13 protein-coding genes are annotated in these 14560 nt (G+C 73.3%); 4 read left to right on the forward strand and 9 right to left on the reverse strand.

Annotation, left to right across the window (positions count from 1 at the left end):
• Positions 1–73: 73 nt before the first annotated feature.
• Positions 74–769 (forward strand): GntR family transcriptional regulator, encoded by a 696-nt coding sequence (locus GT045_RS24875; RefSeq protein ID WP_161294182.1) that lies wholly within the window; start codon positions 74–76, stop codon positions 767–769.
• Positions 770–881: 112 nt separating this feature from the next.
• The gene (locus GT045_RS24880) at positions 882–1532 is read left to right on the forward strand and encodes a hypothetical protein (protein WP_161294184.1); all 651 of its coding nucleotides are present in this window, start codon (positions 882–884) and stop codon (positions 1530–1532) included.
• 112 nt (positions 1533–1644) lie between these two features.
• On the opposite strand, the gene GT045_RS24885 is transcribed toward GT045_RS24880, so the two are convergent.
• Both GT045_RS24885 and GT045_RS24890 read right to left on the reverse strand, forming a co-directional pair.
• Positions 1645–1872 (reverse strand): hypothetical protein, encoded by a 228-nt coding sequence (locus GT045_RS24885; RefSeq protein WP_161294186.1) that lies wholly within the window; start codon positions 1870–1872, stop codon positions 1645–1647.
• Between the two features lie 84 nt (positions 1873–1956).
• Positions 1957–3240, reverse strand: coding sequence for an adenylosuccinate synthase (locus GT045_RS24890; protein ID WP_161335514.1), 1284 nt, complete (start codon positions 3238–3240; stop codon positions 1957–1959).
• Positions 3241–3437: 197 nt separating this feature from the next.
• On the opposite strand from GT045_RS24890, the gene GT045_RS24895 reads away from it, so the two are divergent.
• Positions 3438–4295: a diacylglycerol kinase gene (locus GT045_RS24895; protein ID WP_161335515.1), complete on the forward strand. Its 858-nt coding sequence runs from the start codon at positions 3438–3440 to the stop codon at positions 4293–4295.
• Positions 4296–4403: 108 nt separating this feature from the next.
• Complete coding sequence (locus GT045_RS24900) at positions 4404–5915, forward strand: APC family permease (protein WP_161335516.1); 1512 nt, start codon at positions 4404–4406, stop codon at positions 5913–5915.
• A gap of 25 nt (positions 5916–5940) precedes the next feature.
• Here the strand turns inward: GT045_RS24900 and GT045_RS24905 are convergent, their stop codons facing one another.
• The 7 genes from GT045_RS24905 to GT045_RS24935 form a co-directional block, all read right to left on the reverse strand.
• Complete coding sequence (locus GT045_RS24905) at positions 5941–7161, reverse strand: cytochrome P450 (protein WP_161294194.1); 1221 nt, start codon at positions 7159–7161, stop codon at positions 5941–5943.
• 66 nt (positions 7162–7227) lie between these two features.
• Positions 7228–7893 (reverse strand): response regulator transcription factor, encoded by a 666-nt coding sequence (locus GT045_RS24910; protein ID WP_161294196.1) that lies wholly within the window; start codon positions 7891–7893, stop codon positions 7228–7230.
• The gene (locus GT045_RS24915; protein WP_345942740.1) at positions 7890–9242 is read right to left on the reverse strand and encodes a histidine kinase; all 1353 of its coding nucleotides are present in this window, start codon (positions 9240–9242) and stop codon (positions 7890–7892) included. Before GT045_RS24915 ends, GT045_RS24910 begins: the two co-directional genes overlap by 4 nt.
• Before the next feature lie 136 nt (positions 9243–9378).
• Positions 9379–10323, reverse strand: coding sequence for an alpha/beta hydrolase (locus GT045_RS24920; protein ID WP_161335517.1), 945 nt, complete (start codon positions 10321–10323; stop codon positions 9379–9381).
• A gap of 396 nt (positions 10324–10719) precedes the next feature.
• A complete protein-coding gene (gene kynU, locus GT045_RS24925) occupies positions 10720–11904 on the reverse strand; it encodes a kynureninase (RefSeq protein ID WP_161335518.1) in 1185 nt (394 codons plus the stop codon).
• The gene (locus tag GT045_RS24930; protein WP_161294202.1) at positions 11897–12745 is read right to left on the reverse strand and encodes a tryptophan 2,3-dioxygenase family protein; all 849 of its coding nucleotides are present in this window, start codon (positions 12743–12745) and stop codon (positions 11897–11899) included. Before GT045_RS24930 ends, kynU begins: the two co-directional genes overlap by 8 nt.
• 199 nt (positions 12746–12944) lie before the next feature.
• Complete coding sequence (locus GT045_RS24935; protein WP_345942741.1) at positions 12945–14354, reverse strand: MFS transporter; 1410 nt, start codon at positions 14352–14354, stop codon at positions 12945–12947.
• Positions 14355–14560: the final 206 nt, after the last annotated feature.

Raw genomic sequence — 14560 nt, forward strand, 5'->3', positions numbered from 1 at the left:
AGCAAGAGGGACCCGCACGGCTCGCGGGTCCGTACGAGTACGTCACCCGGACGTGTGAAGAGAGGCACGGATCATGCCCGGCAACGGCACCGTGACGCGCAGCACCCTGCGCCAGCAGCTCGCGGACGCGCTGCGCGACGAGGTGCTGGCGGGCCGGCTGCGTCCGGGCCGGGCGTTCACCGTCAAGGAGATAGCCGACCAGTACGGCGTCTCCGCCACCCCCGTCCGCGAGGCGCTGGTCGACCTGTCCGCGCAGGGCATCCTGGAGGCCGACCAGCACCGCGGCTTCCGGGTACCGGAGTACTCGGTCACCGACTACCGCACCATGACCGAGGCCCGCAGCCTGGTCACCGACGGCATGTTCCAGGCCCTCGCCGCCGGCCACCCCGCCTTCCGGACGCCGCCGGAGGATCCGCGCACGGCCGCCGCCCTGGCCACCGTGCGCCGCCGCGGCGAGGAGGCTCAGCGGGCGGCGACCGCCGGCGACCTCACCGTCCTGATCGGCTACGACCTGCGGTTCTGGCGCGAGCTGAGCGCCCTGTTCGGCAACCCCTACCTCGGCGATTTCCTGCACCGCCTGCGCGTCCAGTCCTGGGTCTGCGCCGTGCAGCACCTCCTGGGCCTGCCCGACCTGCGCGGGCGGCTGTGGGCCGGGCACACCGAGCTGGTCGACGCGCTGGCCCGGCGCGAGGCCGGGGCCGCCCGTGCGATCGTCGCCGCCTCCAACGCGCACTCGCTGGCACTGCTGGAACACCTGACCAACGGGTAGACGACCGATACGGCCCGTACGGGGGGAGCCTCCCCGCGGCCGTACGGACTACCCTGCCCTGACCACCTGCCGCCGTGCGTGACACACGCCTGCCGATGCGAGGAGCCTTCTTTTGGCCTGTGACCTGTGGCTGGTACCGCTCGTGGACGTGTTGTGCCACACCCCGGACAACCCCTTCGCCGAGGAACTCGCGCAGTACGACAAGGCGCTGGCAGAGGCCGGCCTGCCGCCGGTGCCGGTGTACCAGTACATGCCGGGTCTGTCCGGTGACGTCGCCCCGGTCGCCGGCTTCGACTACGACGCCCTGCACTTCCTGCGCCGGGCGTACCTGCTCCAGGTCTGCGGACTGCCGGTGACGCCGGTGGACGAACTGGGCGGCGACTACGAGCAGCTGCTGGAGATGTTCGAGTCCACGGCCCAGCAGTCGCACCTGGTCTGGCATTACGACCACGCGGGCGCGTACGTCCCCGTGGACTTCCCGCACCCGCTGTCGAACGACGAACTCCTCGCGGGTGGCGGCCCGTTGGGCTCGGCGCAGTCCCTCCTGCGCGAACTCCAGTACGTGGCACCGTCGATCGGCGTCGACCCGGCCAACCCCCCGACGCCGCCCACCCCGCCCACGGCCCCCACCGAGCTGGAGGAGCCGGCCGTCCCGGCCCCCTACGACCCCAGCCCCTTCGCCCGCGAACGCCACGTCTGGCTGGGCCTCCACGCGGCGGCGACCCGGTCCCTGGCACAGGGCTCGATGATCGTCTTCAGCTGAGCCCCGCCGTGCCCGCGGCGGGTACGGGGGGCAAGACCGGCCCCGCGCGCTTCACCGCGGGCGTCGGGCCGCCCCCGGCGCCCGCGGCCGGCCCCCCGGGGCCACCGGTCCGCTACGGCCGCAGATCGGGCACGCGGCCGATGAGGTGGATGACCGGGGGCCACAGGACCCCGCCGGCCATCAGCAGGGAGGGGCCCAGGTGGACCGGGCACACGAGCAGGGGTGGCTTGTTGTGCCGGGTCACTTCGAAGACGGCGGGGTCGGAGCAGTCCGTGCCGTCGGCCTGGCGGCCCTCACCGCCGTACGGTCCCCGGCACGGTGGCTTCCGGTGGTCGCTCATGTACCGATTGTCGCCGCCCGGGGCACGGAAACGCCCGCCGATCTTGGCCGAGGGCCGTGACCGGCGGGCGTCCGCGTGCGGTGCCTACAGGAACGAGTTGATCTCGATCGTCTCGTCCCGGCCCGGACCCACGCCGATCGCGGAGATCGGGGCGCCGGACATCTCCTCCAGCGCCTTGACGTAGTTCTGGGCGTTCTTCGGGAGGTCGGAGAAGGACTTGGCCTTCGTGATGTCCTCCGACCAGCCCGGCAGGTTCTCGTAGACCGGCTTCGCGTGGTGGAAGTCGCTCTGCGAGTACGGCAGCTCCTCGACGCGCTTGCCGTCGATCTCGTACGCCACGCAGACCGGGATCTGCTCCCAGCCGGTGAGCACGTCCAGCTTGGTGAGGAAGAAGTCCGTCAGACCGTTCACGCGGGTCGCGTAGCGGGCGATGACCGCGTCGAACCAGCCGCAGCGGCGGTCACGGCCGGTGGTCACGCCCCGCTCGCCGCCGATGCGGCGCAGCGCCTCGCCGTCCTCGTCGAAGAGTTCCGTGGGGAACGGTCCGGCGCCGACGCGGGTCGTGTACGCCTTGAGGATGCCGATGACGCGGCTGATCTTCGTCGGACCCACGCCGGCGCCGGTGCAGGCACCGCCCGCGGTGGGGTTCGAGGAGGTCACGAAGGGGTACGTGCCGTGGTCGATGTCCAGCAGCGTGCCCTGGCCGCCCTCGAACAGGACGACCTTGTCCTCCTCCAGGGCCTGGTTCAGGACCAGCACCGTGTCGGCGACGTACGGCTTGATCTGCTCGGCGTAGCCCAGCAGCTCCTCGACCACCTGGTCCACGGCGATCGCGCGCCGGTTGTACAGCTTGGTGAGGATCTGGTTCTTGACGTCGAGCGCCGCCTCGACCTTCTGGGTCAGGATCGACTCGTCGTAGAGGTCCTGGACCCGGATGCCGACGCGGTTGATCTTGTCGGCGTAGGTCGGTCCGATACCGCGGCCCGTCGTACCGATCTTGCGCTTGCCGAGGAAGCGTTCCGTCACCTTGTCGACGGTCACGTTGTACGGCGTGATGATGTGCGCGTTACCGCTGAGCAGGAGCTTGGACGTGTCGACGCCACGCTCGTTCAGACCGCTCAGCTCGGAGAGCAGGACCGACGGGTCGACGACGACGCCGTTGCCGATGACCGGAACACATGTGGGCGAGAGGATTCCGGAAGGGAGCAGGTGCAGCGCGTACTTCTGGTCGCCGACGACGACCGTGTGGCCGGCGTTGTTGCCGCCCTGGTAGCGCACTACATAGTCGACGGAACCACCGAGCAGGTCCGTCGCCTTTCCCTTGCCTTCGTCACCCCACTGAGCACCGAGCAGCACAAGTGCGGGCACGCGCGTACACCCCTTCCGGGCGGGGCATGTCCAAGGTCGGGGGCGTGGGCGTAAGGTTCACCGCCGCGTACCACCGCGACCGTCGCTGGTCGCACAACCGTCGGACCGGATGCCCCGGAATAGACGAAGCCCCTGGCGCAATAGCGCAAGGGGCTCTTGCACAAAGATGCTACCCGAGGAAGCGAGGCAGGACCGAGGTGGCGACTTTCGCGACGTCCGATCAGCTGCTGGTGATCATCGATTCGGCGGCCCGGCAGACGGACGGGGAGGCCGTGAGGATCGCGAAAGACGTGCTCAGCGCGGGTGCGGCCGCCAAACTGTGCCTGCCGGAAGGACCGGAGGAATTCGCCCGCGCGCTGGGGCGCAGGGGGTCCCGGCGGCCGGTCGTGATCGGTGACGGCCGGGCCCTGGCCCGGGCCGTCGCGCTGCTGCACCGGCAGCGTGAGCTGGCCGGCTGCGCGCTGTCGGTGGTGCCGGTGGGGGACACCGCCCTCGCCGAGTCCCTCGGGGTGCCCGGGAACCCGGTGGCGGCGGCGCGGGCGGTCCTGGACGGTGTGGAGCGGCGCCTGGATCTCCTGGTCGACGACAGCGACGGTGTGGTGCTGGGCACGCTGGGCATCCCGGCGGCGCCGGTGCGGGCGGCTGCCGCCCGTCCGCTGCCGCTCGCCTCGGGCCGGCCCTGGTACCGCTCCCTGGTCCGCACCCTGGCCCCCCGCCCGACCCGGCTGTCGGCCGTGCCGTCGCCCTGCGTGGCGCGGCTGCGGGTGGAGGTCGACGGGGAGACGGTGGTCGACCTGGACCAGCCCGTGGAGGCGGTCTCGGTGACACCGGGCGCGGACGGAGCCGCTTCGGTGGAGGTGCGGCCCCTGTCGGTGGGTGCGGAGGCGACGCCCCTGCTGGTCTCCGGCCGCACGGTGACGGTCACCGGGGCGGACTTCCGCTACCGGGCGGACGCGGCCGTGTCGGGGCCGGTGCGCAGACGGACCTGGCGCGTGGCGGAGGGCGCCTGGGGACTCGTCCTGCCCTCCGCCGCGTGGGCCGGCCACCCCCGCTAAAGGTCTGGTGACAAATATTTAACCGCGCCGACCCCTTCCCGTGCACACCCCTCGTCCACCATCCTGCTCCATCAGTACCCACGTACCGGACACGGAGGGGGCCACCCGATGGCTGTGGACGAGGGCGTTGCCCCGGCGACCGAGAGCGACGGCGAATCAACGCTTCACCGGCTGAAACCCAATGCCGTCGGGCTGCTGGGCGTGGTGTTCATGGCGGTGGCGACGGCCGCGCCGATCACCGCGATGACCGGCAACGTGCCCTTCATGGTGTCGTCGGGCAACGGCGTCGGGGCGCCCGCGAGTTATCTCGTGGCAATGGTCGTCCTGGCAATCTTTTCCGTGGGTTTCACGTCGATGGCGAAGCACATCACGTCCACGGGCGCCTTCTACGGATTCATCTCCTACGGTCTGGGCCGCACCGTCGGTCTCGCCTCCGGTCTGCTCGCGACGTTCGCGTACGTGGTCTTCGAACCGGCCCTGATCGGCATCTTCTCTACCTTCGCCACCACCACCCTCAAGGACCAGACGGGTCTGCACGTGCCCTGGTGGGCCTTCGCCGTCCTGATGCTCGCGGTCAACGCCACCGGCACCTGGTTCGGCGTCAGCGTCGCCGAGAAGCTGCTGGTCGTGCTGCTGGCAACCGAGGTGACCGTGCTGGCCGCCATGGCCGTGTCCGTCGCACTGCACGGCGGCGGGCCGCACGGGTTCACCTTCGCCCCGGTCGATCCGGTCAACGCCTTCAAGGGCACGTCCGCCGGGCTCGGGCTCTTCTTCGCCTTCTGGTCCTGGGTCGGCTTCGAGTCGACGGCGATGTACGGCGAGGAGTCCCGGGACCCCAAGAAGATCATCCCGAAGGCGACGATGATCAGCGTCCTCGGCGTCGGTGTCTTCTACGTCCTCGTCTCCTGGATGGCCATCACCGGCAACGGCGAGGCGGAGGCCGTGCGGGCGGCGTCCTCAGCCGACCCGCTCGCCATGTTCTTCGACCCCACCGAGCGCTATGTCGGCCACTGGGCGGTCGACGTCATGCAATGGCTGATGATCACCGGCTCGCTGGCCTGCGGCATGGCCTTCCACAACTGCGCCGCCCGCTACCTGTACGCCCTGGGACGGGAGGGTGTCCTGCCCTCGCTGCGGCGCACCGTCGGACGCACCCACGCCCGGCACGGCTCCCCGCACATCGCCGGCCTCGTGCAGACGGCCGTCAGCGCGGTGCTGATCGGCGCCTTCTGGGCCGCCGGCAAGGATCCCTACACCGGTACGTACGTCCTGCTCGCGATCCTCGGCACCATGGCGATCCTCGTCGTCCAGGCCGTGTGCTCCTTCGCGGTGCTGGCGTACTTCCGCTCCCACCACCCCGAGAGCCGGCACTGGTTCCGCACCTTCACCGCGCCGCTCGTCGGCGGCGTCGCGATGCTCGCGGTCGTCGTGCTGCTGGTGTCCAACATGGGCGTGGCGGCCGGGCCCGAGTCGGGGTCCCTGGTGCTGAAGGCGACCCCGTGGCTGGTGGCGCTGGTCGCGGCCACCGGCATCGGCTGCGCCCAGTACCTCAAGCGCCGCTCCCCCGAGCGGTACGCGCTGCTGGGGCGGACGGTGCTGGAGGAGACCAAGGAGCGGTGACCCGGCACCCGGCCGGGGCCGCGGATCACGCCACCTCGACCGCCAGGCCCGCCAGTCCCCGGATCACGAAGTTCGGGGTGCGCCGCGGTTCCTCCGCCGGCACCAGGGTGGGGGCCCGCCGGAGCAGTGCCGTCATCGAGGCGGCCAGTTCCATCCGGGCCAGGGGCGCGCCGATGCAGTAGTGGATGCCCGCGCTGAAGGAGATGTGCGGGTTCTCCCCGCGGCTCAGGTCCAGGCGGCCCGGATCAGCGAAGACGGACGGGTCGTGGTTGGCGGAGCCGAACAGCATGGCGATCTCCGCGCCCCGGGGGACGGTCGTGCCGTCGATCTCGATGTCGTCCAGCACCCAGCGTTCGAAGAGCTGAAGCGGGGTGTCGTAGCGCATCAGCTCCTCGATCGCGGACGGGATCAGGGAGTGGTCGGCGCGCAGGGCGGCCAGCTGGCCCGGGTTGCGGAACAGGGCCCACCAGCCGTTCACGGTGGCGTTCACCGTGGCCTCGTGACCGGCGTTGAGCAGCAGCACCGCCGTGGAGACCAGCTCCTGTTCCGTCAGCCGGTCGCCCTCGTCGTGGGCGGCGATCAGGCCGGAGATCAGGTCCTCCCCGGGCTCCTCGCGGCGGGCCGCGATCAGCTCCCGCAGGTAGTCCGAGAACTCCACCGACGCCCGCACCGCCCGCGCCGCCGCCTCCTCGGACGGGTTCAGCTCGTACATCCCGCAGATGGCCGCCGACCAGGGGCGCAGCGGGGCCCGGTCGGCCTCGGGGATGCCCAGCATCTCGGCGATCACGGCCACCGGCAGCGGCTCGGCCACGTCGGTCAGCAGATCACCGCCGCCGGCCTCGACCAGCTTGCCGACCAGCTCGTCCGCCAGGCCGTGCACGTACGGCCGCAGCCGCTCCACCGTGCGCGGGGTGAACGCCTTGGACACCAGGCGCCGGATCCGGGTGTGGTCCGGCGGCTCCAGGTCCAGCATCCCGTGGTCGTTGAGGGTGTGGAACGGCTCGTGCTCCGGTGGCGGCGCGCTCCGCCCGAACTCCTCGTGGCCGAACCGGTGCCGGTAGGTCCGGCCCAGCCGGCGCTCCCGCAGCAGTGCCGAGACGTCCGCGTGGTGCGGGACCAGCCACTGACCGGTCGGCTCGTACCGGATCAGCCGCCCGCGGGCGCGCAGCTCGGCGTACGCGGGGTAGGGGTCCGCGAGGAACTCCGGGTCCCAGGGGTCGAAAGCGAGGTCGACGGGGCCAGCCATGCCGGGACGCTAACGCGTACACCCGCGTCTGACCAGGGGCCCGGTCCCGCGTCGTGCCGGCCGGTGTCAGCCCGGGGTCACCAGGCGGGCCTCGTAGGCGAAGACGGCCGCCTGGGTGCGGTCGCGCAGGCCCAGCTTCACCAGGACCCGGCTCACATGCGTCTTGATCGTCGACTCCGCCACCACCAGGCGCCCGGCGATCTCCGCGTTGGACAGGCCCTGCGCGATGAGGACCAGCACCTCCGTCTCGCGTTCCGTCAGCTCGCCGTACGCCGCCCGGGCCGCCGGCACCAGGCGGGGCGTGTCGGCCAGCCGGGAGAACTCGGTGATCAGCCGGCGCGTGACCGACGGGGCCAGCAGCGCCTCGCCGGCCGCCACCACCCGCACCCCGTCGGCGAGTTGCCGGGCCGAGGCGTCCTTGAGGAGGAAGCCGGAGGCTCCCGCACGCAGGGCCTGGTAGACGTACTCGTCCAGGTCGAACGTCGTCAGCACCAGCACCTTCGCCGTCGCGTCCGCGGCGACGATCTCCCGGGTCGCCTCGATGCCGTTCAGCTCCGGCATGCGGATGTCCATCAGGACGACGTCCGGGGCGAGTTCCCGCACCCGCTCGACCGCCTGCCGGCCGTTGACGGCCTCGCCGACGACCTCGATGCCCGGCATCGCGTTCAGCAGCACCGAGAAGCCCTCGCGGACCATCATCTGGTCGTCCGCGATCAGTACGCGGATCGTCATGCCTCGTCCTCGGTGGCCGTGGCCGCCGGCACCGGCAGGAACACCGTCACCTCATAGCCCCCCTCGGCCGTCGGAGCGGCCGTCATCTCGCCGTTCAGCATCGCCACGCGCTCGCGCATGCCCGTGATGCCGTGCCCGGCGCCGGGTGACGCCTTCACCAGATGCGGGGCCGGCGGCGGGCCGTTGACCACGCGCAGGCCCAGCCCGCCGAGGACGTGACCGATCTCGACCCGGGCGCCGGCGCCGGGTGCGTGCCGCAGGCTGTTGCTCAGCGCCTCCTGCACGATCCGGTACGCCGACAGCTCCACCCCCTGCGGCAGCTCCCGCACCGCGCCGGTCACCACCTTCTCCACCGCCAGGCCGGCCTCGCGCACATTGGCGAGCAGACCGTCCAGATCGGCCAGGGTCGGCTGCGGGGCGTCCGGGGCCTCGTAGCCCTCCGCGCGGACCACGCCGAGGACCCGGCGCAGCTCGGTCAGGGCCGCCACCGCGTTCTCCCGGATGGTGGCGAACGCCTTCTCCAGCTCCGGTGGCGGGTTCTCCACCCGGTACGGGGCGGCCTCCGCCTGGATCGCGACCACCGACATGTGGTGGGCGACCACGTCGTGCAGCTCACGGGCGATGGTCGTGCGCTCCTCCAGCAGGGTGCGCCGGGAACGCTCGTGCGCGGTCACCGACTGCTGGGCCGTCACCTCCTGCCGGGCCTCCCTGCGGGTGTGCCGGACGGTGACGGCCAGCAGGACGAGCGCGGAGAGGATGCCCATCGGGGCCACGTCGGTGTCGTAGCGCCCGTCACCGAAGACGGCCAGGCACCAGACGCCGTACGACGTGGTCAGCAGCCACATCCAGGCGGCGGTGCGCGGGCGGGTGCGTATCGCCACGACCGTGAGCACCACCAGGTGGGAGACGAAGCTGCCCGGCAGCCACGGCCAGGTGTCCCAAGGGTCGCCGACCGCCGAGGTGACCGCGGTGGCCCCGAGCGACAGCCAGAACGCGCCGACCGGACGCGCCAGGGTCAGCAGCACCGGGGCCAGCGCGAGGAACGCGCACGCCAGCTGTGTCACCCTGCCCTCGGAGACGCTCGCCGCGTTGGCGAGCAGCGCCACGACGCCGGCCGCGGCCACCAGTGTGTGCGGGGTCCAGGAGGCGTACTCGCGCGTGCGGCCGGACAGGTGGCGGGTGAGCGCGCCGTCGACGGCCATGCGGGGCATCGGGCGGTAGGCGAAGGCCCCGTGGAACAGGTCCTGCCGTAGCCCCCGCAGGGCGTCGACGGCCAGCCGGAACTCCGGGCTGCGCGGCCGGCCGGCGGCCTCCGGCGGTGTCGTCTGCGTGTGCGTCGTCTCGGTCACGGGGAAAACGGTAGGCGCGGCCGGGAGCGCGGTCGTCCCCTTGGAGAGGGGTCCTGCGGAATCCCCCTCAGGTACTACGGGCAGGACAGGGCCCCCGCCGCTCCCCCGGTCCGTCACCGGCGCCGTACCGCCGCGCTCACCAGGCCAGTTGGGCGATCTCCTCGGCCACCACGGCGCAGGCGTCCGCCGCCGGGTCGATCAGCGGGAAGTGGCCCACGTCAGCCAGCAGCGTCAGCCCGGCCGTCTCGCCGGACTTCGCCGCCGCCTCCGCGTACGACTCGGCCACCTGGTACGGCACCTCCAGGTCGGTACGGCCCTGGACGAGGGTCGTGGCGATGCCTGTCGGCAGCAGCAGCGCGGGGTCCGCGTACGGGCGGCGCTCGGCGAACCGGTCCTCTCCGCCCAGGAGTTGTGAGGACGCGTGACCGCAGACCCCCAGCTTCTCCGCCACCTCCAGGTCGGCGATGGGGGCCAGCGCGACGACACCGCGCAGCGGCGCGGGCCGGTCGGTGCGCCAGGGGGCGTCGGCGGGCAGGACGTGCCGGGCCGCGGCCCACAGCGCCAGATGGCCGCCCGCGGAGTGGCCGGTGAGGACCGTACGGCGGGGGTCCGCCTGCGGAAGCGCCTCCCGGACCAGTGCGGGGAGGGCGTCCAGGGCCGCCGCGACGTCGTCGAAGGTGTCGGGCCAGCGCCCGGCGAGCGGGGTGCCGGCGGATCCGGCGGACGCGCCGTCCACGGCTCCGGCCGCCTGCCCCTTGCCCGTCTGCTGCCCCGGGATCGGTGGATCGCCGCCGCGCCTGTACTCGACGTTGGCCACCGCGAAGCCCCTGCGGGCGAGGTGGTCGGCGAAGGGGGTGATGTGCCGGCGGTCGTAGCGGGCCCGCCACGCGCCTCCGTGCAGGACGACGACCAGCGGGGCGGGGCCGGCGGCGGACGCCGGGCCGGGGCGGGGGGCGTAGAAGTCGATCACCTGGTCGGGATGGTCGCCGTACGCGGCGCTGACGTCGGCGCCGACCGGGGCGTGCGAGAAGACCGACTCCTCTTCAACGGCAGCACGGGCAGCTGCGGCGTCGTCCGGCATGCTCCAACCTCTCAGCGACGAAGGGGACACCCCCCGGCTTCAGGCACGGGGGAGATGTGGGCGGACCAAGGGGCGCTCCGGCCGTTGGCCGGGACGGTATCAGGCCGGTGACGTGCGGGGATACGGGGATGTCACGCACGGTGAGGGTTGACCGGTTCGGCGGGCCGCCGAGGCCGACGCGAGACCGAGGTGCACGGGCGCGGACTCTGCGGGACGCGGGACCGAGGTGCCCAGGCGCGGACTCTGCGGGACGCGGGGCCGAGGTGCGCGGGCGCGGACTCTGCCGGACGCGGGGCCGAGGTGCGCGGGCGCGGACTCTGCGGGACGGACTCTGCGGGACGCGGGGGCCGAGGTGCGCGGGCGTGGGCCCGGCGTCGCACCTCGGCCCCGCCTCCGTCAGCGCAGTTCCTCCCCCAGCACCCGGGCCGCCCGCTCCGCGTCGCGGAAGCCCACGTACAGCGGGGTGAAGCCGAAGCGCAGGACGTCGGGACGGCGGAAGTCGCCCACCACGCCCCGGGCGATCAGCCGCTTCATCACCTCGCCCGCGTCCGGGCAGCGCAGGGCGATCTGGCTGCCCCGCTCCGCGTGCCGTTCGGGGGTCACGCACTCCACCCGGCCCGGCTCGGTGTACGCCCGGACGCACTCCAGGAAGAAGTCCGTCAGGGCGAGGGACTTGGCCCGTACGGCGGCGACGGACACCCCGTCCCACACCTCCAGGGCCGCCTCCAGGGCCAGCAGGGAGAGGATGTCCGGCGTGCCGACCCGGCCGCGCAGGGCGCCCGGCGCCGGGGTGTAGACGGGGTCCATGCCGAAGGGCTCGGCGTGGGAGTTCCAGCCCGGCAGCGGGGAGTCGAAGCGGTCCTGCAGGTCACCGCGCACGTAAAGGTACGCGGGTGAACCGGGGCCGCCGTTCAGGTACTTGTACGTGCAGCCGATCGCGAGGTCGACGCCGTGCTCGTCCAGGCCCACCGGCAGCGCGCCCGCGCTGTGGCACAGGTCCCAGACGGCGAGGGCGCCCCGGGCGTGGACCTCGGCGGTGAGCGCGGGCAGGTCGTGCAGCCGGCCGGTGCGGTAGTCGACGTGGTTGAGCAGCACCGCGGCCGTGCGCTCGCTCAGCGCGTCCGGGACCTCGGCCGGGGTCACCGCCCGCAGGGTGCGGCCGGTCAGCCGGGCCGCGGACTCGGCGATGTAGCCGTCCGTGGGGAAGGTCGTCGCGTCCACCAGGAGTTCGTCCCGGCCGTCGCCCGCCATGCGGACCGCGGCGACCAGTGCCTTGAAGACGTTGACGCTCGTCGAGTCCCCGACGACGATCTGCCCGGGTCCGGCGCCCACCAGGGGGGCGATCCGGTCGCCGATCCGCTCGGGCGCCGTCCACCAGCCGCTCTCGTCCCAGGAGCGGATGCGCAGTTCGCCCCACTGGCGGCGGACGACGTCCGCCACCCGGTCGGGGACGTGAGCGGGCAGGGCGCCCAGGGAGTTGCCGTCCAGGTAGACGCCGTCGTCGAGGGTGAACCGGTCCCGCAGCGCGGCGAGTTCGTCCGCCGCGTCCAGCTTCTCGGCTCGCAGGTCCAGGTCAGACATGGGACCTCGCCGTCCACAGCTCCGGGAACACGTTCTTGCGGGCCCGCTTCTCCAGCCAAGCCACTCCGGCGGAGCCGCCCGTGCCGGCCTTGGCGCCCATCGCGCGCCGGGTGGCGACCAGATGGTCGTTCCGCCAGCGCCACACCAGCTCGCCCACGTCCGTCAGGGCCTCGCCCAGCCGGGCGACCTCGTCGCCCTCGTCACCCGCGTACACGGCGGCCCAGGCGGCCTCCACGGCGTCCGCCGGCTCGTACCGCCGGGTGACGTCCCGGTGCAGCACGGACGCGGGGATCCGGTGGCCGCGGCGCGCGAGGAGCCGGACGACCTCGTCGTACAGGCTCGGCTCGTGCAGCGCCTTCTCCAGTTCCGCGTGGACGCGCGGGGCACCGCGGTGCGGTACGAGCATGGACGCGGACTTGTCGCCGAGCAGGAACTCCATGCGCCGGTACATCGCCGACTGGAAACCGGAGCCCTCGCCGAGCGCACTCCGGTAGGAGTTGAACTGGGCCGGGGTGAGCTGGCCGAGCGGCTTCCAGGAGGCGTTCAGCGCCTCCAGCTCCCGCACGGACCGCTTCAGCGCGGCGATCGCGGTCGGCACGTCGTCCGAGCGGAGCGCCTGGGCGGCCGTCTCCCACTCGTGCACGATCACCGTGAACCACAGCTCCATGACCTGGGTGGTCACCAGGAAGACCATCTCTCCGGGATCGTCGGAGAGGGTGTGCTGGAGATGGGTGAGTACGTCTGCCTTGACGTAGTCCTCGTACGGCGTCGTCCCCGCGAAATCCAGGTTCGGGGTCTCGGGCTCAACGGCCTGGGAAGGGGGGTGAGCCTGCTGGGACATCGCTGTCTCCTGATGTTACTCCGGGTAGCGGTCCGCCCCTGCCGATGCCGGCACGGGGGCCCCGGTCCCCACCCCGCATCCTCCGCAATGCCCCGGGATACGGCAAGGCCCGCTGGTCGGCGGGCGGCCGTTGCGGTGAGAGCGGGGCTTCCGGGCCACGGGGGCCGCCGGCACGCGCCGGTCCCGCCGGGCCGGCCGGTCAGCCGGCCGGTTCGCGTGCCGCCGGTGCGAAGCCGCCGCTGAGGGGGGCGCGGCCGACGCCGACCAGCAGGGCGGCCAGGGCGAGCAGCAGGGCCGCCGTCAGAACGGCCGTGTACAGGCCGAGGGCGGAGGCCAGGGCACCGCCCAGGAGGCCCCCGAGCGGCATGCTGCCCCAGGCCAGGACCCGGTAGGCGGCCGTCACCCGGCCGGTGAGCGCGTCCGGGACGCGGGCCTGCCGCTCGGAGACCGTCACCACGTTCCACACCACCACCATCAGCCCGTTGACGGCGAGCAGGGCGGCGGCGGCAGCGGCCGTGGGGGCGAGCGTGAGCAGGCCGAAGGCCGTCGCCGAGCCGGCCGCGGAACCGGTGAGCAGCAGCCGTTCGGGGAGCCGGCGGGCCAGCGGGGCGGCGACCAGGGAACCGGCGACGCTGCCCAGGGCACTCGCCGTCAGCAGCAGCCCGTAGCCGGTGCCGTCCAGGTGCCACCGGTGCCGGGCGAACAGGACCATGACACCCCAGGCGGCGGCGCTGCCCATGCCCAGCAGGACCGTCGCGAGGGACAGCACGCGGATCACCGGGTCGCCGCGCAGCCAGCGCAGCCCCTCGGCGACACCGTGCCGCGACGACCCGGTCCGCTCCGGCCCGGCCGGGCGGGACGGCCCGGCCAGGGACGGCCGGAAGCGGCCCCGGACCCTGGACAGCAGGACGACCCCCAGCAGGTAACTGACCGCGTCGATGCCGGCGGGCAGCCAGTGGGCGACCGCGAACAGGGCGGCGCCGACGGCCGGTCCGGCGAACTGGACGAGCACGGTGGAGCTGCCCTGGAGCAGGCTGTTGGCCCGGACCAGCGCACCGGGCCCGGCCACGGCGGGGATCACCGCCTGCACGGAGGTGTCGAAGAAGATCTGTGCCGTTCCCAGGGCGAACAGCACGACCAGCAACAGCCCGATGCTGCCCGCGTCGAACACCACCGCCACCGCCAGGGCCACCACGAGCAGGGCGCGGCAGCCGTCCGCGGCGAGCAGCACGGCCTTGCGGTCCCAGCGGTCGACCAGTCCGCCCGCCGGCAGCCCGAGGAGCAGCCAGGGCGCCTGTGCCGCGACGGAGGCCGCGGAGACGAGCACCGGGTCCCGCGTCCAGTACGCGGCCAGCAGGGGGAAGGCGCTCAGTTCCAGTCCGTCGCCGATCCCGGAGACCGCCGCGGCGGCCCACAGCAGCCAGAAGTCCCGTGGCAGCCCCCACGGCCCCGGCCCGCCCGCCTCGCGGCAGGTGTGGCTTCGCTGCGCCAGGGCTGATCCCCCCCTCCTCGTGCGTACGCCGTACGCGCCGGCCCGTCGGACGTGCGCCTTACCCGGCAGCCCCCGGACATGCGCCGTACGCGTCGGCCCGTCGGACCTGCGCCGCACGCGGCAGCCCCTCGGACGTGAGCCGTGCGCGGCGGCCTCCGGACGTGCGCATTACGGCGGCCACCCCTGGGACGTGCGCCTTACCCGGCAGCCCCCGGACATGCGCCGTACGCGTCGGCCCCGGGCGGGGCGGCCTGCGGGGCGGGCCCTCGGAAGGGCGGCCCGGGCGGCGGCCTCAGGCGCCGGGCGGGCCACCGGCGGGGTCC

Origin of the sequence: Streptomyces sp. SID486 (assembly GCF_009865385.1) — a bacterium.
In the GTDB taxonomy this organism is placed as follows: Bacteria; Actinomycetota; Actinomycetes; order Streptomycetales; family Streptomycetaceae; genus Streptomyces.